This is a genomic window from Sulfuricurvum sp. (assembly GCF_030691015.1).
In the GTDB taxonomy this organism is placed as follows: domain Bacteria; phylum Campylobacterota; class Campylobacteria; order Campylobacterales; family Sulfurimonadaceae; genus Sulfuricurvum.
The window spans coordinates 17,919-40,166 of the sequence record NZ_JAUYFF010000019.1 but is presented as its reverse complement, the minus strand read 5'-3'; the positions used below and the strand labels follow the sequence as shown (position 1 = coordinate 40,166).

The following is a 22,248-nucleotide window of genomic DNA, read 5'->3' as shown; positions in this document are numbered from 1 at the left end:
TTTTTAAGCCTCTTCGTTGGTACCCTTCGCGACCAGTGCCGCATACATTTCGTCTTTGGGGATCAACCCCGCCTCAAATAAAAACTGTGAGGGGACAAAATTGGTTTTTTTGATTTTGTCATACTTTGCGTAGCTCAAAAAGAGGCGATCTTTCGCCCGTGTAACGGAGACATAAAAGAGCCGTCTCTCTTCCTCGATACTTCCGCTGCGGCTCATCAGCTTTCGATTGGGAAAGCGACCGTCCATCAAATCGATGACATAAACCTCTTGATACTCCAACCCTTTTGAAGCGTGGATACTCAGCAGATGTACCCCCTCACCCTGCGTCAAATCCTGAGACCCCAATACCATCGCATTTAAAAAACGTTCATGATCTTTATAGGGACGGGAAAGTTCAAATAAAATCGTACATTTTCGACGGATTCTCTCTTGTGATTCGCTCTTTGCCTTCTCATCGATCGAGCCGTTCTCCGTCATGGCACGACGATGGGACAAGTGCTCAATCACATGTCCGTAGAGTGCTGAAAGGGCTATTTTTTGAACCGCGGCTTTTGGCTCTTTAATATCCCGTAATTGACGAAAAAGGGTAAACAGGTCGTGTAAAAAAGTGGCCGAATCTTTGGAAAGCTTCGCGTGTTTTAAAATCGGGTTACCCATAAAATTGGGATCAAACCCCAGTTTTGCAAACCGCCCTGCACTGCCGAGCTCCGCATAATCATCAAACAGTCCCAACTGATGGTTCAATCGCCGTTTTTCAAACGGATTGCTAATCTCTGCATCAGGGGAGTACAATCCTCGGACAAAAGAGCCTTTCCCCAGTTTTTGCAAGGCGACGAAAAGCTCTTTGGCAATCGCACTCCCTACCCCTTTGGCGTAATCAAACAGATGGATAAATGCCATCATATCCGATTCGTTCACGAGCAATGTATACATATCCAAAAGGGCTTTAATCTCTTTCGAATCAAAAAAACTGGTGCCTCCGCGACGGCGGCAGGGTATCCCCATCTCACGCAACGTCGCCTCTATCCCATCCGCCGAAGCGTTATTCCGAAAGATCACCGCGATCTCTTCACGATTGGTAGAGGAATCCCCGATTTTTTGGGCAATCCCATGATACTGATCGAAGAGTTCATCGTAAATGAGCAATGCGGGGCTTTGTGCTTCGTGGTCGCGCGTTACTTCAAGGGCTTTGGGATAGATTCGCTCATTGTAGGCGATCACGGTGTTGGCAAGGGAGAGGATCGGAATCGTGGAGCGGTAATTTTTGTTGAGGGTATAAACCTCGGCATCCGGGAAATTGGTCGTGAATGAGCCGATAATAGAGATATCGGCACCGTTAAAGGCATAGATGCTCTGATCGTAATCTCCGACACAAAAGAGCGACGGCGGACGCATAGCGTTGATCAGTGTCCCCTGAAGGGCATTCGTATCTTGGTATTCGTCGATCAATACCTCTTTGTACCCTAAATCACTTTCCAATGCCAAAGCACGCATATGAAGCAGTAAGTCGTTGAAATTGACAAATCCGTACTCTTTTTTCAACGCTTCAAACTCATCGATGATATCGGCATAGATGGCGGCATACACCGCGTGTTCATCCTGACGGGTCAGAATCCACTCTTCAAAATTGACATTCATCTCCGTGTTTTGATAAAACGAATAGACATCGTAAAGATAGTTGGCGCCGTACGCCGAAGTGGCGCAGTCGATGTGGCTGAAGGTCCGTTTCTCATAGACGCTTCGAAAAAGGGTTTTGAGTTCACGCGGCTGTTTGAGGACGACTTTCCCCTCTTTGCGTTTAAGCCATCGGTAGCTTACCGCATGAAACGTCCCCGCATCGATCTTCGAAGCGATCTCCCGACCGAAAAATGCCGCTACCCGCTCCACCATCTCAGCCGCAGCTTTGTTGGTAAAAGTCAAAAGTAAAATCTCTTCGGGTTTGACGTTTTGAGAGATCAGATAGGCGATACGCCCCACAATCGTAGAGGTTTTTCCCGTCCCTGCCGAAGCGATAATAAGGTTGTGTCCATAAGGGGCGGTTGCGGCGGTATATTGCTGATCGTTGAGACGCGAGAGAGGCAAGAGGCTCCTTAAAGCCCCTATAATATGAGGCTAAATTATGATTTAAATTTTTTGATCGGTTCGGCTAAACCGAGACCGGGGTGATTTTTCACATCTAATACCGCTTGTGCCATAGTCGCGTTGTCTTGATTAAAAATAAGCGGGGCTAGGAAGTTGATGCACGATTCATCGAGCGGATCTTGAATAACTGCGATATTATATACCACTACCTTGGAATTTTCATTGATATCCAGTAATTCTCTTATCGAGATAGATAGATCAAAAGAGTACTCCCGCAATCGATAAGGATTCACAACCGTGAAACTAATGTTACTTCCGTCACAACTTTTAAGAGTGGCAAACATCTCATCGATTTCACTCAGTTCTACCTTCGTTACTTGATCAAACCCTAATATCGTTGACTTTACTTCGTATTGCATTTTTTTATCCTTTTATCAAGATGTTTCTGCTTTTTTAGCAAAATCATTCTAGCACACACTTATGATAAATAACATTTAAATATTATATTTAGTTAATATACAATAAATAACTTTCTGTATATATGGTAAAACAATAATATCAATGATTTAAGCAATTAGCGTTCCTCAAAAATTTGATATAATTCGCCCATATTTTCCAATCAAGGCCTATTTATGTCCGCTACTCACTACGATCCCAAAAATATTGAAGAGACCTACTATCCTATCTGGGAGAATCGAGGCTATTTCGAAATCGACGGGAATAAGACGATCGCAAAGCCGGACAAACATTTTGCCATCATGATGCCTCCGCCGAACGTTACGGGACGGCTTCATATCGGACACGGTCTCACCTTTACTCTCCAAGACATCATCGTCCGTTACAAACGGATGGACGGTTATATGACTCTTTGGCAGCCGGGAACCGACCATGCGGGAATTGCTACCCAAAACGTCGTGGAAAAACAGCTCCTAGCCGAGGGGAAAACCAAAGAAGAACTTGGTCGCGAAGCGTTTTTAGAGCGCGTTTGGGAGTGGAAAGAGGAGAGCGGCGGGATTATGGTCTCACAACTGCGTAAACTCGGGGTATCTCCTGCATGGAGCCGTGAGCGTTTCACAATGGATGAGGGGCTGAAATCTTCTGTAAAAGAGGCATTTGTCCACCTCTACAACCAAAACCTCATCGTGCGCGGTAACTATATGGTTAACTGGTGTACGCATGATGGCGCATTGAGCGATATCGAAGTGGAACACGAAGAGCATAAAGGTAACTTCTACCACATGCGCTACCCGTTCAGCGACGGAAGCGGTCATATCGTCGTGGCTACGACCCGTCCTGAGACCTATTTCGGTGATACGGCGATTATGGTACATCCCGATGATAAGCGTTACCTCCACCTCATCGGCAAAAGCGTCACCTTGCCGCTTATCAACCGCGATATCAAAATCATCGCCGATAGCCATGTTGATCGTGACTTCGGAACGGGTGTTGTTAAAGTCACCCCAGCCCATGATACGAACGACTACGAAGTGGGCAAACGTCACGATTTAGAGTTCATCACCGTATTCGATGAAAAAGGGATGTTGAATCACCACGCCGGAGAGTTTGAGGGGTTGGAGCGTCTCGAAGCGCGCGCGGTAATCGTCAAACGTCTCGAAGAAGCAGGATTTATCGAGAAAATCGAAGAGCATACCCACCAAGTGGGGCATTGTTACCGCTGTAAAAATATCGTTGAGCCGTACATCTCCAAACAGTGGTTTGTCCGCAAAGAGGTAGCACGCGGTTCAATCGATAAAACGAATGAGGGATTGACTCAATTCTTCCCTCCTCACTGGATCAACAGCTACAACGCGTGGATGGGTGAATTACGTGATTGGTGTATCTCTCGCCAGCTGTGGTGGGGACACCGTATCCCTGTTTTTTACTGCGATGATTGTAATCATGAATGGGCAAGTTTAGAAGAAGCCCCGTCTTCGTGTCCTCATTGTGCAAGTAAAAACTTCACTCAAGACCCTGATGTTCTCGATACGTGGTTCAGCTCCGCTCTCTGGCCGTTCTCGACTCTGGGATGGGGGAACGGCGACAGTGCGCAAGATCAACTCTTCCAAAGTGCAGATATGGCTCGCTTTTATCCGAACACCCTCCTTATCACGGGATTTGACATCCTTTTCTTTTGGGTTGCGCGTATGATGATGATGGGGGAGAGTTTCACGGGAGAATTGCCGTTTAAACACATCTACCTCCACGCATTGGTGCGGGATGAACACGGGCAAAAAATGTCAAAATCCAAAGGGAACGTTATCGATCCGCTCGATATGGTCGAAAAGTACAGTGCCGATGCACTCCGCTTTACGTTGGCTGTCCTTGCGGCTCAAGGGCGTGATATCCGCCTCAGCAATGAGCGTCTGGAGCAAAGCCGTAACTTTACCAACAAACTCTTCAACGCCTCAAAGTTCTTGCAAATGAATGTTCCGACATTTAAAGATTTAGCCGATCAAGAGATCACGACTCCGTTGGGTCGCTATATGCTCTCACGTTTCCATCGTGCAACGGCAGAGACGAGAGCGTTCTTGGACGAATACCGCTTTAACGATGCGGCAACGGTACTCTATCGCTTCTTATGGAACGAATTCTGCGACTGGGGTATCGAACTAGGGAAAGCGTCCAAAGAGAGCGTCAACGAGCTGGGAAGCATCTTTAAAGAGTCCATGAAACTTCTCCATCCGTTTATGCCGTTCATCACCGAGCATCTCTACCATGAACTCTCAGGAACAACCCTCGAAGAGGGGAATTCAATTATGGTTATGCCGTATCCTGAGAATACAGCGGTCGATGAAGCGATCGAAGCAGAATTTGCCATCATCATGGATGCGATCGTCACGATCCGCCGTGCCAAAACCCTCGTCGATCTCGGGAACCAAAAAATTGATCTCGCCTACCTCAAATGCGGCGGCGATCATGCTATGATGGAACCGTTTATCGTCCGTTTGGGGAGAGTCGAAACACTGCACTTTACCGAGACTAAAATCGACAACGCCATCAGCGATATCGGAGACACTGTCGAAGTCTATCTCCCAACCGATGCGATTGATCTCTCTCCGATCATCGACCGACTCACCAAACAGCGTGAAAAGCTTCAAAAAGAGGTGGATAAACTGCGAGGTATGCTCTCCAATGAACGTTTCGTCGCCAATGCCCCTGAAGCCGTTATTGCTGAAAATCGTAACGGACTCTCAGATGCCGAAGATAAAATCGGTAAAATTGACGCTCAACTCAGCTCATTAGGCAACTAGTTTGCAATTTCGGGAACTCTCCGCTTCTGAACTGGTTGAGGGGTTTGCTCTCCTCACAACACTGCGTCCCGAGCTCACCTCCGAAGCGTTCGATGCCTTTATCACCTCGCAATACCCCAAAGACTACCGACCAATCGGTGCGTATCAACGGGGAGAACTGCAAATTTATGCGGGAGTGAGCATACGGGAGAATTTAGAACTTGGGCGACATTTGATCGTGGATGATTTTGTGACCTATAGCGGCTGTGAGCATCTAAGCCGTGAAATGATCGATTATTTGGTTGATTACGCAAAAATGTACAAATGCCGAAGTCTTTTAGTGTGGGGGAAACAACAAGGGATTTCTATCGATGATTTAGAGGGCTTCCGCCCCAAGCGGGACGGCTTTATTAAAATGCTTTAATTACTCTTCTATCCCTTCGATTTCGACGACCATTTTAACCTCATCCCCGACAACAACGCCGCCCGCTTCGATCGCTTTATTCCAGTTTAGACCAAAGTCTTTACGGTTAATTTTTCCGCTCAATACAAAACCGGAACGTTGATTCCCCCATGGATCTTCGACCACACCGCCCATATCAATATCCAAAACAACTTTTTTCGTAATCCCGTGGATGGTAAGGTTACCCGTCATTTTATTTTTTGTGGCACTCGTCATACTAAACGTAATGTCGCTAAATTTTGCGGTATCGAAAAAATCGGCACTGCGTAAATGATCGTCACGTTTTACGATCCCCGTATCAATCGAATCAGCTTTTATTAAACCGCTTAGGGATTTAAACTGCCCTTTTTCCAAATCATACATTCCTGAAAAAGTATTAAACTTCCCGCTTACGGTGCTGATCATCATATGTTTGACTTTAAAACCCACGTTCGAATGGGAAGGGTCAACTTTATATACTGCCGCATTAACAACACTCACACTCATTAATAATCCGCTCAAAACTATTGCAATAAAACTTTGTTTCATTAGGAATCCTTTTAGAGTAAATAGGTACACATTGTATGCTGTTTTTATCAATGAATTATTAATACAATACTAATGGACGTTTTTTTTAAGATTTAATACAGCACACCGTTCTAAACCCTTTCAAAACTTCACTTGGTTATACTTTTAGCATTATATTCCAAAGGCTTGTCATGCAACTCTGTGTCGCCCTCGATCTCCCCTCACAAGAAGAAAATTTAGCCCTTATTGAAAAAATAAAAGAGTACCCCCTATGGCTCAAAGTGGGACTGCGTTCCTATATCCGTGACGGGAAGCCTTTTATCGATGCGATCAAAGCGATCAATCCCGAATTTAAAATCTTTCTCGATCTCAAACTCTACGATATCCCCAACACAATGGCCGATGCCGCCGAATCGATCATGTCTCTTGGGGTCGATATGTTCAACGTCCACGCCTCCGCAGGGCGTAAAGCGATGCATGAAGTGATGAAACGTTTAGCCCCCTATGAAAACCGCCCGTTGGTGCTAGCGGTCACGGCGCTGACCTCATTTGAAGAGGGTGAGTTCTGCCATGTATACGGAGAGACTATTGCTACTAAAGCGGATCGTTTTGCCCAAGATGCTCATCAAGCGGGGTTGGACGGTGTAGTCTGCAGTGCCTATGAGAGTGCCTCGATCAAATCACTGACGAGCGGAAGATTTATCACCCTTACCCCCGGAATCCGACCTTTCGGCGAAGATGCAGGAGATCAGGAGCGGGTTGCGACGATCGAGACGGCGAGGGATGAAGAGGTTGATTTTATCGTTGTCGGTCGCCCGATTTATAAAGCAGCCAATCCTGCCGCAGTAGTCGAAAAGATTCTCTCACGATTATAAATTGGAATATTCCTTGCTTTATTTCTTGTAAACAGTTACAAGGAGTCTGCATGAAATTTATGGATAAAATCGAGCTGGTTGTAAAACTTAAAGAAAAAATTGCCGAAACAAAAGCCTCTAATGAAGCTCTCGCACTGCAATTACAAGCCCTTTTAGATCAAATTATCGCTAATCCCAAAAACTCTCCCGTAATTTAACATTCCAAAGCACCTATTTAAGGTGCTTGTTATGTACTTGTTCTTATAATTACGCCCTCTTAAACATAAATGGACGAGTAGGAAAGCGGCTGAATCCACCTCCCTGCTAAGGAGACGTACTGGCAACGGTACCGAGAGTTCGAATCTCTCCTCGTCCGCCACCACATCAATTTAATCCCCTCTAATACAATCCAAAAAGACAAACAAAAACCCTTAAATAGGCACTTTTAACACTATTTAGCCTCTAACACCCATTTGTCTTATTCAACACCATCCACTCTCTTAATGTAGTTTTTAATGTAGTTTGTTGATAATACTACATTATGTAGGTTTTAAAACCTACATTAGAAGGGGTAGATTATGGCTAACAAGAAGGTTTCACCGCTTACGGATACCGAAATCAAGAACGCAAAACCCAAAGAAAAAAAGTACACATTATCCGATGGAAATGGACTTCAACTCCTTATCAAACCAGATACTAAGAAAATATGGGAAATACGCTACACCCTTGATGGAAAACCAAAAACCACAACATTAGGAAGTTACCCAACTGTATCACTTGCAAAAGCAAGGGCAAAGCGTGACGAATTCAAAGCAAAAGTTTCATCAGGTATCGATCCGATACAAGAGAAAAAAGAAACCAAAAAGCAAAAGATTATCGAGGAGGAGACATTAAAAGCCGAAAGCGTTGTATTGTTAAATACCTTTGAAAAAGTATCACGGGATTTTATCGAAAGCATCACAGGTGAACTTGTACCCCGTTATCACTCTCTTAAGCTGGCACGTCTTGAAAATCATATTTTCCCTTACGTAGGAGATAAACCAATCAACGAAGTAACCCGTATCATGATAATTGAGTGTTTAGACAGATTGAAACTAGCCAACAAAGCCGACACAGCATTAAGAACCCTCAATATTATCTCTCAAGTATATCGCTATGCTGTAACCCGTGAGATCACCCCTCACAATATCGTTGCAGATATTGATAAACGCTTTGTAATCGGAAAGATAGAACGTAAAAATATGCCAACGATCACCGATCCAAAATTGGTAGGGAAATTATTAGCCGCGATAGACAATTACCACGGGGAAATAATCGTTAAAAGTGCTTTACAATTAGCAACACTCACCGCTCAACGTCCTCATAATATTCGATTCGCTCAATGGGAGGAATTTGATCTGATTAAAAACGAGTGGATGATCCCTGCCGATCAAATGAAGATGAAACGCCCCCATATCGTACCGATCACAAAGCAAATAAAAGAAGTGTTAGATAATTTACGTCCGCACACTCAACACAAAAGTAAATACTTGTTTCACTCTCTCCACACAACCATTAAGCCTATCAGCGAAAATACGATGAATCAAGCATTAAGACGCTTGGGTTATTCTAAAGAAGAAATTGTATCTCATGGTTTCCGCGCAATGTTTAGCACATTAGCAAACGAAAACATAACCGTACATGGCTACCACACCGACGTAATAGAGCGATGTTTGGCACACGTCGAGGGGAACAAGGTAAAAGGGGCTTACAATCATGCTCAATACTCTCAAGAGCGTTTTGGACTGATGCAATGGTATGCGGATTATTTGGATACTTTAAAAACAAGACAAAGCCAGTAATGCAAATTATTCAAATTTTGATATGAGTTAATTTTTAGTATACTTTCAATGCTAGATGATAAAAAAGTTCCGTTCATGCAACGGATACAATCGGTTCGTCTTAAAAATCTCTCCGTAAATTATAAGAGCTTAAAGCACATTCGACAATTGTAGGAATAGAGTAAGGGGTTGTCGGCTTATTCGTTGTAATTCCTGCCTCGGACTTTAATTTCACTCTCATCAAAAAAATCTTCCATTGTGTTATTTTAAATTTCATTAACTGTACCTTTTTTACAGCCCACTTAGCTCATTTTTATTATGTAAACTTTCATCCAAGCACGCCCAATACAGCTCAAATAAATCCAACAGAGCGGTATTCAAATCTTGAAGCTTCGAGTCCACTAATAAAAGGACAAACAATGAGTAAAAAATACTATAGAGCCCCTGAGGCTGCCGAATTTTTAGGAATCGGCGTGAGTACCGTCTGGTTATATGCAAAACAACAAAAACTGCATACCATAAAACTCTCCCAAAGAGTTACCGTTTTCGATATCGACGAGTTAACCCGTTTTATCGAGCAAGCAAAAGAGTCTGCATGAACGCATCGACTCCTTTTACTACCAATATCACTCTGTTGGATAAACATATCGATACTGTTATGGAATATTGCGAAGCCGATTATGCGCAGGTTTCATTAGTAGCCATCAGTATGTTTGGATTTATCCTCTCTCACGCAGGAATGAGAAAAACATCTTTGTTGTTACTTGATTTTAGTATTTCCGGTTCGGGTAAATCACATAACATTGATCTTCAATACCAAGCATTGCTTCGTCCAATCATCAATGAGCAAAAAGCTCTCCAAGCTTCTACAAATGACGGCGAAGAGAGAACAAAGCGATATATGAATATTCATCGCAATAGAGTGACGATTCCGGCACTGTATGAGTGTTTTAAAACGGTTCCCGCTCAATTGATTATCAATGATGAATTGGGCTTAAGCCTAAAAACGAATGATGAGATCATTCATACCGTAACGGAGCTATACGGTTTAGAGGAAACAACCCTACCCGTTTTAAAAACCGAATTACCCTCTACCGATTCGGTCGTTTCTGTCGCTCTAAGTTTTATAGGAGCAACGACACTCGATTACTTCGGGTCAAAAGAGAAGTTGAAACACCATCTTCTCGGAGGTTTTGTCAACCGTTCTTTGATAGTTTTTAACAATCGGCTTAAATTGCCTGAAGAGATTAATCCTATCGGTTTGAATGAGATAGATACATCAGCAATAAATGAACAAATCGTAGAGCTATTGAAATTTTTACGAGAAAACTCACTAGAGGTCTCTTACTGTATAACTTCCAAAGAACTGCTCACACAGTTTAAACAAGAGATACAATCAATAAAAATCAATTTTCTACGAGAAGGTAACGAGAACTTTGGTTTTTTTTATAACCGTATCGCTCAGAACACTATCATCATTATCCGTATTTTTCATGCACTTAGATGCTTTGAAAAAGGACAATGGGACGAGAACGTCACTCCCTCGACCACAGAATTGGCAGTAGCTTTTATGAAGCAGATTATCTATCCGCAAATTGACAAACTAATCGACTATCTCACCGATAATAGCTCGGTCATCTGGGAAGAAAAAAAGATTGAGAAGATTAAATACTTGGTCGAAACATTCCTAAATGAGCATGGAACTATGCCAAAAATTCGAGAAATTCAACAACGGATGCGTATTTCGAAAAAAGATTTATTGTCCCTGACAAAAGGCTTTCTCGAAATTCAGCCCGCCACAACCGTTCTACGCTATTGCGTAAATGAGCAGTAGGGGCGATGAATGAAAACAAATGAAGGCGATTTATTTGCACTATTACTCAAAAATCTCCCGCCAAAAATCCATTGCAGTGACAACAAATCGGGGGCTTATTCTAAGCCTCTTGAAATGACGCATAATGCATTAAAATCGTCTCTATTTATCGAGTTTAATTCAAAAGAACGGACAACTATTGTGGTATTTGATAAAGATACCCATGAGGGTCAAACGGCACTTGAGTATTTCGGGGATTTGGTTATTTTTGAGGAATGGCTTTTGGAAATGATCGAGATACGCCCTAGCTATATATGTGCAACTACGAAAGGGTTTCAGTTTGGGTTTTTCATCAAAGGATTTTTAAACGTTCAAGCCGGACACAATCCGAAAAACTCCCCCCAATATTTTCTCTCCGACATCAAATCTAGGTACATACGGTATTTAGATTTAGACAAAATTGCCAGTAGTAAAAATCATGGTATTTTTAGAAATCCACTACGGCACAAACACATCGCATATACCAGTGTCATTTATGACCTAAAGGATTTAAAAGGCGCATTACCACTCGAAGCGTTCGCAAGTGAAATTTTCTCCTACAGCTCCAAGAGTTATCTATCGGTCAGTAAACATCAAAAGATCAGCTCTAATCGCAACTGCACTATCTTTAAACTCTGTTGTCGGGAATTCGCCTATTCTAAAGCTACCAAACAACATATTTTTAGCTTTGCGAAGCGGTTAAACGATGAAAAGTGTTATGAACCCCTACCGATCAATGAAATACGCTCGATCACAAACAGCATATACAAGCTATCTCAAAACGCCACACTGAGAAGCGGAAGCAAAAAAGCACAGATCAATAGAGCAAAATTGGTCAAAGATAGAAAAAAACAAATCATTAAATATTTCTTAAAGTGCAAGGAAGAGAATAGAAATCCGATCAAAGCTGAACTCGCTAGAAACCTCAGCATTTCGGTAACTTCACTCAATTCTACCTATGGCGATTTCATTAAATTACGATGGCAGAAATAGAGTTTATATACAGTTTATTATTGGCATCCCCCGCCTTTTCCTCCCAAACCGGAGGATTTTGCTAGGTGGGTACGGAAATTAGAACAAAACCGGAATTTCCGGAAAGTGGAAAAAGAGGATGTTGATTGTTTAAATTATGTTGATTGGTATCTTCAACAGCCAAAAACACCTAACACCCGAAGCTTCAAGGAGTTTGTTGAAATGTTGAAGAATATAAAGACAACTTGATAATATTTCATAGGTTATTTAAAATATTTTGTGAAAATATATACAATCAATTTGAGAATCAACCGGAAAAAGTTAATGCAGGGATCATCTTCGTGCATTTATCGGTGATTGCTATCTCTATTTGATCCAAAACCCTGTCAAAAAACAAGTCGCTTTTCACTACATCATCAGCGATTATCAGATGCTTTCGGATTCGGCTAAAGCATTTCTCAAAAAGCAAACCGTTCTACAGCTCAAGGAGACTCGCTTTGATAAATCAAATCAATCCTTGGTACCGTCGTAAATTGCTTCTTTAAATTTAAACATGATCTCTTTGCTCAAATAATATTGCTCTATTGAGATGATTCGGATTAACTCTTCCATTTTGCGTTCAAATTCACTATTCTCATCTTTACCAATACGATGGTTTAGCTCAAAATTAGCAATTTGTTTAATCATTTCTTCTTCTGAGGAATTGCCTTTATCAACAAGGTTATATTCTATCTCATGTGCGTGCCATAGGGTATGAAAAGCCATTCTGAGTTTAACTGTACCATACATTGAATTTTCGAGATAAATATCTCGAAGTTCTAAAAAGAAATTGTAGTATTCGATTTCATAGCGTGAACGATCACGAATGTTGAGGAAGGCTAGATATTTTGATCGCTTTTGGATTAGTGCATTAAGGGGATTATAGAGGTTTTTGAGTTTTTCTTTCGCCTTATCGTAACGACGATTACGTGAGTAAATATAATACGCTATACCTGCACTGAACAATACTGCGGAAAATGGAAGCAGCGCATTGCAGTCATTAAACACTAAAAGACCTCACGCAATCGAGTGATCAAGTTTTCTAGCACCTTGGGTTCAAGCTCAATGCCGAATTTCGGCGCAACGATCGTTTGCAAGCTAATTACAGCTTCTATATAAGCAATTTGATCATCGATACTAAAGCGTTGCCAGTTGTATTTATGTTTCTTGCCATTATGGGCTTTTATGAGTATTTGAAGATTATCGGGGTGATGTTTACCCGGATTTTCGGGATTGAGAATAGCCATTGCATGATCGACTTCAAAATCTAATCCAAAAAACCGGTTGAGCTGTCTGCTGATGGCTTCAAACTCCGCTATACGATACTCTTCAGTGACACTTAACGCTTTGCAATCTTGTTTGATCCGCTCAGCTCTGGTTAACGGTTCAATATCTTCAGCAAGTTCCTGATCGATTCGTTCTTTTTTAAATTCTTCCGAGACATATCGTACCTTTCTAGGGCGTTCAGACTCATCGATTTCTACATCAGTACCAAAACCACCAGTAGAGAGACGTGAACTGATGCGTGCTGCCAGTTCACGAAGTCCTGTTGTATCGTTTTTCTGTTGCTCAGCTTGTTTATTGGCTTCTTCTAGGAGATCAGGATAAAGTTCACTAACACGTATTGCCCATTCGGAGACAATGATCCAGTCATCAAAGGTTTTGAGGGCTTCGAGGTATTTTTGTGCTTTTGTCATTGGTTCATTTCTTCTTCCATTGCCATATATGATGGCAATAAATTATTTAAAAAATAATCATAGTAAGATTTTTGAACAATTGCACTTGATTGATCAGTTAATTGAATATCTCGATACATTTTAATTTTAAAAGAATCTAATGTAAAAGTATTCGATGAACTATCATGTTTATATTCAGTATAAAGACGTTGCTTCCAGGATGCTTCTTTTGTTTTTATCCGGTTTTTATATCTTGATTTAATTTGAAAAATTCGATCCCAAGAATCTATTTCTTCTTGGATATCATTAGGTGAATTTAACTCTATAAACCAACTGTTTGAGGAACTCAAAGCTTTGAGTATATGTTCAGATTGGATATTGACTTGAATACTATTATTACCAGATGAATAAGGGAAAAAACATTTCTGTCTATGGCTTCCATCGTATGGTGTGTTATATTTATGTTTATAATCACTATTACAGTGATGACAGATTGGTATGAGATTTTCAAAACTTATAGACATAAAGGGATATAGTGATTTTGGCAAATAATGGTCATATGCTTCTCTGGCTTTTGTTTGATTTTCTTCATTTTCATCGTTACAAGAGTCATATTCTTCTAATAATTCTTCAATGCCACAGACCGGGCAAACAGTAAATATTTGTCGTTTATCTTTAAATAAGTCACAATAGTGCTCATATATATTTCCACATTGTTCTTTTAGTTTAATATTTTTTTTAGCATCCTTTGTTGTAAGTAATGACCATAAGTTAGTTAAATATTCTTCTAATAAATTATTGATCTCTTTAGGTAATTCAGAATAGCTCACTGGATTAATTGAACATTTACAAATATCTTCAATTAATTGATTGTTGTAAAATGCATTTTTAACAAGTTCTTTATCATGTGAAGATAATGCAATATAGACTTTGTGAATATTTTCCAAATGGTCTTTTATTGTTGTTTTATAGGATGTATAAATTTCTTCAAAATCAGGGTGTATTAGTAATCTAGAATGAACAAATTTTGGTTCAAATGTAAATAAACCAATAAAAAAATATCTATTATAATGATGTAGCTTTTCAATTTTATGGTTGTGTAAAGGTTTATAAAAAAATAGCAATTATTCTAGTTCCATTTTCTTTTGATTTAAAAAATTATATGCATCAAATTTCTCTATAGAATCACCAAATTTACTAAGTTTCTTTTTTGCTTCATTATAATTTTCTATTGTCTTAATATTTGAAATTATTTCTTGTAATTCTTCATACGACATCGCTCCAATTGATTCTGATTTTTCAAAGAACATTTCAAGTAAATCACTAATTGACGTTCCGTACGTTTTGATTTCACTATTCTCAAAACTTTCATATTTAACATTACCATTTTCTTTTTTAAATTTAAAAATATTTTCTTTTTTACTATCCGACAGAATAAAAGGTGAATGCGTTGTTAAAATAATTTCTTGATTTTTAACAGTGCTTTCTTGTTCATTTAACAAATTATTTATAATACTAATCATTTTTGAACGCCAATTTGGATTAAAGTGCGTTTCCGGCTCATCTAATAAAAAAAGATTCCCTTCATCATTAAGCATACTCAATGAACCAAAAATTTGTAAAAACTGGTGTTCCCCATCCGATAAATTCTCATATAGAACTGGTTCAAAAGTATTTTCTTTATTTAATTTAATATATTCAAAGTCAAATAATTTTTTTGATGGAGCTGAAGGAATAATCTGAGAAATATTTAATGAGCCAGATGATTTCAAAATTTGATTTCTAATGCTTTTGGGTACTAAATGTATATTGAGTAAGTCCAAGCGATAAAAACTTTTAAATAATTCAAATGCAGAAATAAAGTGATTTTCAAATGCTATTTTCAGCATAGCATCGACATAAAAATCCATTACTATTTCTCTTTTATTACCTATTCCTTGGTCATGATATATTGTTGCACATGATTTTAACTTTTCTATATCTTTTCCAATATCATCAGGTACGAGAATAACTTTATTATCATAATCTTGAAATCGAATTTTGATTCTAAAAGAGTTTAGTGAGTCGATTTTTAATTCTTGATGGAATATTTTTAACTTTTTTGATTCGGCCAATAAAAAATTTGCTACAACAATTAAATTATTACTTTCGTAGCTCATAAAAAACAATCTACTAGTATCGAAATGATATGTAAAATTATTTTTTAAACTTTCTTCATAATCTTTGAAGTATTGAAAGTTCATTTTCAAATAAGGATTACTTATTAATTCATTCATCCCTGAACTATAACCTATAATTTTTGAAGGTAAAAAACTAGCTAAACGCTCTGTTTGTACTATGTATGGCTTATTGGATTCATAACGTTTAATTGAAAATACAGGGTATCCACTATTTTCTTTTCTTATCTTAACTTGAATGTATTTATCAATTTTTTCAAAACCAAGTTGTAATAAAAAAGATACTTTAGAAAGTGGCAATAGATATTCTAATTCAAAGTCAAAATCTTTTTTTTCAAGCAAAGTATTTTTTTCTACTTGCATAAGATATTCTTCTATATAAAAAAAGATTTCAGACAACAATTCTAGGAGGTTAGATTTGCCACTACCATTTAATCCTATAATACATTTAGGTTGTATGTGTTCACTTAATTTACTTGAAAATTTTATTTCAAAACCTTGAGCCAAACTTCTAAAACTTGTATCTCCTAATAATTTTATGCTTAATAATTTCATATTTTTTTACTTAATACGATTTTATTTCTTTCTTGATCAAATATTTGTACTAATTTTGATTTTTTTATCAAAGAAAAAATATGTTTTTGTATTTCATCATAACTTGGCTGTTCTCGAAAAGAAAATTTTACTAGTTTATGATTGATGGATTCAAATGTGATATCATCATCTGCTTGAAACAAAAGCATTTCTAAAAATTGTTCATCAAATATAGGAGCATTACTTTCATCTACATATTCTAACGGAGATATATTGTCAATCTTTGCAATACTTTCAACATTATTTTGATATTGACTATTATCTATTTTAAACTTTTTGAAATCTAATTGCCCATTAAAAGCTCTCTGTGCCAATGAGTTAAAGAGCTTATTAAGTTGATCTAGACTTTCCCGATAGATTATTTTTGTTAACTCTACTTTTTCTACAATGGTAGCAAATTTATCTTGGAGATATTTTGGAGGTAAAATAATAGGGATTCTATTGCAAGTAGTTTTATTCATATATGGGACAGTTGTTTTTGATGCATACTTGTACATAAAATTTTTTTGAAAACTAAGATTAAACATCATAAAGATATTATTTACATCATCAGAAGGCTGAAAGGCATGTAATTGCTGATTAATAACTATAGCTTCATCATTAATAGTTACAATCCCTAAGTCCCCAACACATGTGAATATAACACTTCCTTTTGGAATTAATTTAGCTTTTACTTCATCAATTTCTTCAATAGATAAACCTAGGTGATCTTCAGATATTTTCATAATTCCTTTATTGACTAAATCATTTGTGGTTACCCAAGGAACACTTCCCGTAAATGATTTTGGCTTATCTCTCCCTGGTACTATACATGATGCGACATCTATACACGTTTTGATATTCCAACTCTTAGGATTTAAAGCAGGATCTCCAAACATATCTAAAAAAGTGCTCATAAGCAATTCATTGAGAAGTTTAATACTATCTTCGCGTTTTGTAATCAGTTCATCAACTTGACTTAAAATTGTAGCAATTTGGATTTGATACTCAAGAGATGGCAGGGGAACTTTAAAATCCTTAATATATTTTTGATTAATGTGTGGCTGTGCACCACCAAAAGTATCGCCTTGTATCTTAGATCGCTTCGATTTTAGATAGTAATAGAGATAACGAGGATGATGTTGGCTTGATGGAAGAATCCCCGTGACTGATTGATTTGCAGCTGCTTCAAATGATAAATAGCCTACTTGACCTGTTGTAGTTCCAGTTAATGCGATCAAAACAGTATCTTTTGGCATTAACCTAGCAGATGAATTCTTTAAACCAAGTTTTGTAATGTATTTTGATGGTTTTTTAATATCTCCATCATTTAATACGCCAGAATTTAACCAAGGAATATCACCATCCCAATATTCAGACTTTCCGGTTGAAGGTGTCCCACCAGTAATAACTTCCGCAAATTTTGAGATAGATTTAATGACAGTATTTTTCACCCAATCATCTCCTTTAGCTCCAATAATTCTCGTACGATACCACTTTTAACTTTTTTTAGCTCATTTTCAGATATATCTCCAATCTCATTTTTCAGCAATTTATTTAAAATTACCAAAGGAGCTTCATACTGGATTTCTGTATACTCTTCTTCTTTATAGTTGTTAAGGCTAAGGTTATAGTTATTTTCGCTAATTTCATTTTTAGTTACAAAAAAGTGCTTAGCTTTTCGGTCATTTTCAATCATTACATTACGTGTTTTATATTTATCTGCTATATCTTGTAAGTCACTTTTATCAATCTTTGTACGTTTATCATCCAATGAATAACCGTCATTCACCATCTCATAAAACCAGACATTGTCAGTAACACCTGCTTTAGTAAAAATCAGGATTGCTGTTGCAACTCCAGCATAAGGTTTAAAAACACCACTTGGCATACTAATTACTGCTTTTAACTGAGATTCTTCAATCATTATTCTTCGTGCTTCTTGAAAAGCTTTTCCAGTACCAAAAAGTACGCCTTGTGGAACAATAACGCCTGCTGTTCCACCTTGTCGTAACAAAGTATAAATACGGTCGATAAATAATAATTCGGTTTTAGTGGTATTTAACGTTAAAGATTCACTATCTATTTCACCTTTATTCAAGTTTCCTGTAAAAGGAGGGTTTGCTAAGATTACATCATAAGAATTTAATTCACTATGGTTGAATTTTTTACTGAGGGTATCCATATAATCAATTTGCGGATCATCAATGCCGTGCATCATGAGGTTCATGAGCCCAAGACGTACCATCGTAACATCTATATCATAGCCATGGAATGAACCATCTAAACTTGATTTGACATCAGCGGTAAGTAATGCGCTAGTGCTGCTACGTGTAAAACCATCTTCGTCTTTTTGGGCGAATTTACCCTCAGTATCCAATGATGAAACAATGTACTGATATGCTCCAAGCAAAAAGCCACCAGTACCACATGCTGGATCTCCCACTTTGTCACCAAGTTTTGGCTCTACCAGTTCTGCAATGAGTTTGATTATATGCCTTGGTGTTCTAAACTGTCCATTTTTCCCAGCTGTTGCAATCTCACTGAGAAGCATTTCGTAAACATCACCCTGGATATCTTGAAAAGCATGCCCCTGTTCTTTGGCATCTTTATCAATTTCTTTGAATAGATCTTCGATAATGCTAATTGCTTCTACTAATAATGATGCAGAGGGTATGATGAAGACCGCATTTTTCATATGTTTAACAAAATGGGAACTCTCGCCACCAAGTTGTTTAATAAAAGGGAAAACATATTGTTGTATATGTGTTAACATTTCTTCAGATTTAAGCTCTTTGACATAATTCCAACGTAATGTTTGTTTTTTAACTCGAACTACAGTGTCTGCTTTACCATTTGCAAAATCTTCAATCTCTTGTTCAGTAGGTTCTGGAAAGACACCATCAAAAATAGAAATATGTTGTTCTTCTGTCCACTCAGCATTAGCTTTTCGCTTAGTATCCAGTTCGTCTAGACGCTTCATAAAAATCAAATAAGTAATCTGTTCGATAGCCGTCAGCGGATTAGAAATGCCACCAGCCCAGAATTTGTTCCATAGTTTGTCTATAAGGCTTTTTAGCTGAGGATTGTTTTGTAACATTATGCGACGAGTTCCTTTGTCATATCTAATATTTCATTGATTTCTTGCGGTGAAAATATCCCTCGTATTCCGTCTGGGTGCAGCACGGTAAAAGGTGCGGAAATAAAATCTTTTTTCTGTATATCACCCTGTTTTATAAGGAAATCCCTTAACAGATTGAGGAATTCTAACTGCTTCTTACTGAGAGTCGTGTGTTGCAGTATAAATTTGTCGATGGAAGCACTCACCGTATCGGGAAAGCTCTCTAGCATTTCGATACCTAAGATATGACGAATGAGTTTTAAAAACGGTGCTTTTTTATTTTGATAGACGCGGCGAAGCAGATCAATAGTAATATGTGGAGACTCATGCTCTAATACTATCGCAAGCTCACGGGTCTCATTTTCACTGATCGTACCTTTTTCTTTGAGCTTTTGGAGAATTGGATTTTGTGCAAGTAGCTCACTGATCTTTTGCTCTACCATCGCTTTATATTGAGAGATACTAACTGATTCAGTGGATGCACCAAATTCTACATATTCTATTTCTTTGATGATATCTTTGATGTTAAGTCTAGTTTGTTGACCGTCATCTATTACCTCTCTGTACTTCATTAAAGGGGCAAGCTCTTCGCTGACGCCATCAAACTGTTCATCAATCGCATGTTCCCAAAAATAAGGTTTTAAAACTTCATTAATGACATCTTCATGATGGGCTACGATATTAATCGAAAGAGGTAATTCTGAGATTTGAGCTATTAGAGAGTCGGTTTGTTTTTTGTAGTTGGTTTCATCATTTGCCAGTTTTGACAAAGAAGCATCAAGTACGTCTTTTTCAAAACGCATAGCTTTAAAATCAACACCGACCATGGTTTTGAAAAGGGGTTGAATCTTGTCATGAAGATAAGCTATTTTTGCCTCATCCAAGTTGTTCCAAAAGATTTCATCTAATTGATCAAGATCATTTCTCGCATCACGGATGACGATCGATCCTTCGGGTAAATGGGCAATTTCATTTTTGAGCTTTGTGATCTCTTTTTCGGAAATCTCTGGCGCTGTATCCAGTGCAACACTTATTTTATTGATACGTATTTCACAGAGCTTGACGGGAAGAGGTACTGAAGAAGTTGGATCTTTCCCCGTAGGTGTGAGTTTGAAATATTCAAAATTATCCCAACAATCCATAATAAGAAAATGATCTTTCTTGGTGCACCATGCTTTAGGTTTGGTAGGCTCTAATAGTCGTGTGCCTCGACCTATCATCTGCCAAAAACGGGTATAGGAATAGACAGGTTTTGCAAATACTAGATTGGTGAGCTCTCGTACATCCACACCCGTATCGAGCATCCCTACACTGATAGCAACACGTGGAAGATTTTTGTTTTTAAATTGATCGAGCAAACCGCCTTTGCCATAAACGCGGCTGTCATCAGACACCATAACTTTTGCAAGTTCACCGGCATATTCGGGATAGAGTTCATCAAAAAGTTCTTCTATACGTCTGGCATGCGCTTTAGTCATACAAAAAAAGATAGTTTTAGCGGGGAGAACGCCATCATTATCTTTTATAGACTCATCCATAAATGTTTTAACGATAAGCTGATTAGTCCCTTTGTTAATCACTCGTTTTTCGAGATCACTACCCTCAAAGTTGATTTCTTCGATCTCTTTCCCTTCAAGGATCAAGCGTTTTTGATCTTCTAAACTGATGGTACGTTTACTAATACCTTCATCTTGAAATTTGGTTTTAATTTTCATAACTTGGAAGTTACACAAATACGGGGGTTCATGCAAAAGTGCTTCTTCGTATGAAAAAGCAAAGGTTGGTAATCCATCAGAGCAATCAAATAATTGGAAGGTATTGTGATCGATTACATTGGTTGGAGTTGCGGTTAGTCCAAGACGCATTGCATCGAAATAATCAAATATCTCACCATAGGTATTATAAATAGAACGGTGAGATTCATCAACGATAATAAGGTCAAAAAAGTGTGATGAAAGCGTCTGTTCTTCATCACGAATGACATTGAGCATACTTGGATAAGTGGAGACGTAAATACGGCGATCTTTGGCAATCGCTTTTTCACCAAACTTCGGCCAAATAGGTTCATTTGGGAGATACTCTTTGAAATCATCGAGTGCCTGTTCTCTAAGAGCTATACGGTCTACTAAAAAAAGTGTGCGTTTGACGTAACCAGCACGCATCAACGCATCGACCAATGCGATCGTCGTTCTTGTTTTACCGGTACCGGTTGCCATTACAAGCAAGAAGTTACGACGTTTTTTATCAATTGCTTCCATAATCGAACGTATGGCGCTTACTTGATAATCACGTCCGGCTATTGAAGTATTAATAAATTCATGGGCTAAGGGTTTTTTGTATATGTGGATATGGCGAAGACGCTCAAGGTCTTGACGCTCTGGAAAACTGTGTATTTTGCGTGGAGGATGTTTACCTATGTCCCAAAAGTAAATATCGTTGCCATTTGTATAAAAGCAAAATGGCAATTCACAATTAAATGATTGTTGAATATTTTGACAATACTGTTTAGCCTGCTCGCGGCCGAGTTCAGCATCTTTGGAAGTTTTTTTAGCTTCGATAACAGCGAATGGTTTCCCATCTTTAGCATAAAGAACATAATCAACATATTCATTGGTTGTTGCAAGATATAACTCTTCTACAACAAGAGTTCTGTCTTCAAGATGCCAACCAGCTTGCATTAGACGCTGATCAATTAATTGTTTTCGCGTTATTTTTTCGTTCATAAAGGACTTCAGGCTAAAGTTTTATATATTTTAGCGTTCTTAAATAAAAGTTAACCTTTTTTAATTTGATATTTTAAGATCGTGAAAATATTTATGTCTTTATCTGTCAATAATAGATGAACGTTTACTAATGCTTTATTGTTAAGTAAATATAGCTAT

General features: G+C 38.4%; 18 protein-coding genes and 1 tRNA gene. 9 read left to right on the top strand and 10 right to left on the bottom strand.

All coding sequences use genetic code 11. From position 1 onward, the window contains the following. Nucleotides 1-3: 3 nt before the first annotated feature. Nucleotides 4-2,082 carry an ATP-dependent helicase gene (locus Q8O20_RS10975; RefSeq protein ID WP_305531202.1) on the bottom strand — a complete coding sequence of 693 codons (2,079 nt, stop codon included), beginning with the start codon at nt 2,080-2,082 and terminating at the stop codon, nt 4-6. Between the two features lie 35 nt (nt 2,083-2,117). Beyond that, the gene (gene fliW, locus Q8O20_RS10970) at nt 2,118-2,501 is read right to left on the bottom strand and encodes a flagellar assembly protein FliW (RefSeq protein ID WP_305531201.1); all 384 of its coding nucleotides are present in this window, start codon (nt 2,499-2,501) and stop codon (nt 2,118-2,120) included. Nucleotides 2,502-2,714: 213 nt separating this feature from the next. Between fliW and Q8O20_RS10965 the strand changes: the two genes are divergently transcribed. Both Q8O20_RS10965 and Q8O20_RS10960 read left to right on the top strand, forming a co-directional pair. After that, nucleotides 2,715-5,333, top strand: coding sequence for a valine--tRNA ligase (locus Q8O20_RS10965; RefSeq protein ID WP_305531200.1), 2,619 nt, complete (start codon nt 2,715-2,717; stop codon nt 5,331-5,333). A gap of 1 nt (nt 5,334) precedes the next feature. Further along, nucleotides 5,335-5,736 carry a hypothetical protein gene (locus Q8O20_RS10960; protein WP_305531199.1) on the top strand — a complete coding sequence of 134 codons (402 nt, stop codon included), beginning with the start codon at nt 5,335-5,337 and terminating at the stop codon, nt 5,734-5,736. Here the strand turns inward: Q8O20_RS10960 and Q8O20_RS10955 are convergent, their stop codons facing one another. Then, nucleotides 5,737-6,303, bottom strand: a complete 567-nt coding sequence (locus Q8O20_RS10955) for a YceI family protein (protein ID WP_305531198.1) — start codon at nt 6,301-6,303, stop codon at nt 5,737-5,739. A 170-nt stretch (nt 6,304-6,473) separates the two neighbouring features. Here Q8O20_RS10955 and pyrF point away from each other — a divergent pair, with 170 nt between their 5' ends. The 7 genes from pyrF to Q8O20_RS10920 all read left to right on the top strand — a co-directional run bounded on the left by pyrF (nt 6,474) and on the right by Q8O20_RS10920 (nt 11,801). Then, complete coding sequence (gene pyrF / locus Q8O20_RS10950) at nt 6,474-7,157, top strand: orotidine-5'-phosphate decarboxylase (protein ID WP_305531197.1); 684 nt, start codon at nt 6,474-6,476, stop codon at nt 7,155-7,157. Nucleotides 7,158-7,207: 50 nt separating this feature from the next. After that, a complete protein-coding gene (locus Q8O20_RS10945) occupies nt 7,208-7,354 on the top strand; it encodes a hypothetical protein (RefSeq protein ID WP_294894477.1) in 147 nt (48 codons plus the stop codon). 71 nt (nt 7,355-7,425) lie between these two features. Further along, nucleotides 7,426-7,515: transfer RNA gene (locus tag Q8O20_RS10940), tRNA-Ser, on the top strand. A 199-nt stretch (nt 7,516-7,714) separates the two neighbouring features. After that, nucleotides 7,715-8,977, top strand: coding sequence for an integrase arm-type DNA-binding domain-containing protein (locus Q8O20_RS10935; RefSeq protein WP_305531196.1), 1,263 nt, complete (start codon nt 7,715-7,717; stop codon nt 8,975-8,977). Nucleotides 8,978-9,375: 398 nt separating this feature from the next. Next, the gene (locus tag Q8O20_RS10930) at nt 9,376-9,555 is read left to right on the top strand and encodes an AlpA family transcriptional regulator (protein ID WP_305531195.1); all 180 of its coding nucleotides are present in this window, start codon (nt 9,376-9,378) and stop codon (nt 9,553-9,555) included. After that, entirely contained in the window at nt 9,552-10,790 is a 1,239-nt protein-coding gene (locus tag Q8O20_RS10925) for a hypothetical protein (RefSeq protein ID WP_305531194.1), read from the top strand. The genes Q8O20_RS10930 and Q8O20_RS10925 overlap by 4 nt, the downstream gene beginning before the upstream one ends. A 9-nt stretch (nt 10,791-10,799) precedes the next feature. Continuing rightward, nucleotides 10,800-11,801 (top strand): primase alpha helix C-terminal domain-containing protein, encoded by a 1,002-nt coding sequence (locus Q8O20_RS10920; RefSeq protein ID WP_305531193.1) that lies wholly within the window; start codon nt 10,800-10,802, stop codon nt 11,799-11,801. 489 nt (nt 11,802-12,290) lie between these two features. Here Q8O20_RS10920 and Q8O20_RS10915 read toward each other — a convergent pair whose 3' ends face one another. Genes Q8O20_RS10915 through Q8O20_RS10885 form a run of 7 tightly spaced genes read right to left on the bottom strand, consistent with a single transcriptional unit; the run spans nt 12,291 to nt 22,089 of the window. Then, nucleotides 12,291-12,827 (bottom strand): hypothetical protein, encoded by a 537-nt coding sequence (locus tag Q8O20_RS10915; RefSeq protein WP_305531192.1) that lies wholly within the window; start codon nt 12,825-12,827, stop codon nt 12,291-12,293. Then, a complete protein-coding gene (locus tag Q8O20_RS10910) occupies nt 12,827-13,516 on the bottom strand; it encodes an HNH endonuclease (RefSeq protein WP_305531191.1) in 690 nt (229 codons plus the stop codon). Before Q8O20_RS10910 ends, Q8O20_RS10915 begins: the two co-directional genes overlap by 1 nt. Then, nucleotides 13,513-14,619 (bottom strand): hypothetical protein, encoded by a 1,107-nt coding sequence (locus Q8O20_RS10905; RefSeq protein ID WP_305531190.1) that lies wholly within the window; start codon nt 14,617-14,619, stop codon nt 13,513-13,515. Before Q8O20_RS10905 ends, Q8O20_RS10910 begins: the two co-directional genes overlap by 4 nt. Continuing rightward, nucleotides 14,620-16,227 carry a restriction system-associated AAA family ATPase gene (locus Q8O20_RS10900; RefSeq protein WP_305531189.1) on the bottom strand — a complete coding sequence of 536 codons (1,608 nt, stop codon included), beginning with the start codon at nt 16,225-16,227 and terminating at the stop codon, nt 14,620-14,622. After that, nucleotides 16,224-17,699: a restriction endonuclease subunit S gene (locus Q8O20_RS10895; protein WP_305531188.1), complete on the bottom strand. Its 1,476-nt coding sequence runs from the start codon at nt 17,697-17,699 to the stop codon at nt 16,224-16,226. Before Q8O20_RS10895 ends, Q8O20_RS10900 begins: the two co-directional genes overlap by 4 nt. Continuing rightward, entirely contained in the window at nt 17,696-19,345 is a 1,650-nt protein-coding gene (locus tag Q8O20_RS10890; protein WP_305531187.1) for a type I restriction-modification system subunit M, read from the bottom strand. Before Q8O20_RS10890 ends, Q8O20_RS10895 begins: the two co-directional genes overlap by 4 nt. Continuing rightward, nucleotides 19,345-22,089 carry a DEAD/DEAH box helicase family protein gene (locus Q8O20_RS10885; protein WP_305531186.1) on the bottom strand — a complete coding sequence of 915 codons (2,745 nt, stop codon included), beginning with the start codon at nt 22,087-22,089 and terminating at the stop codon, nt 19,345-19,347. Before Q8O20_RS10885 ends, Q8O20_RS10890 begins: the two co-directional genes overlap by 1 nt. Between the last annotated feature and the right edge of the window lie 159 nt (nt 22,090-22,248).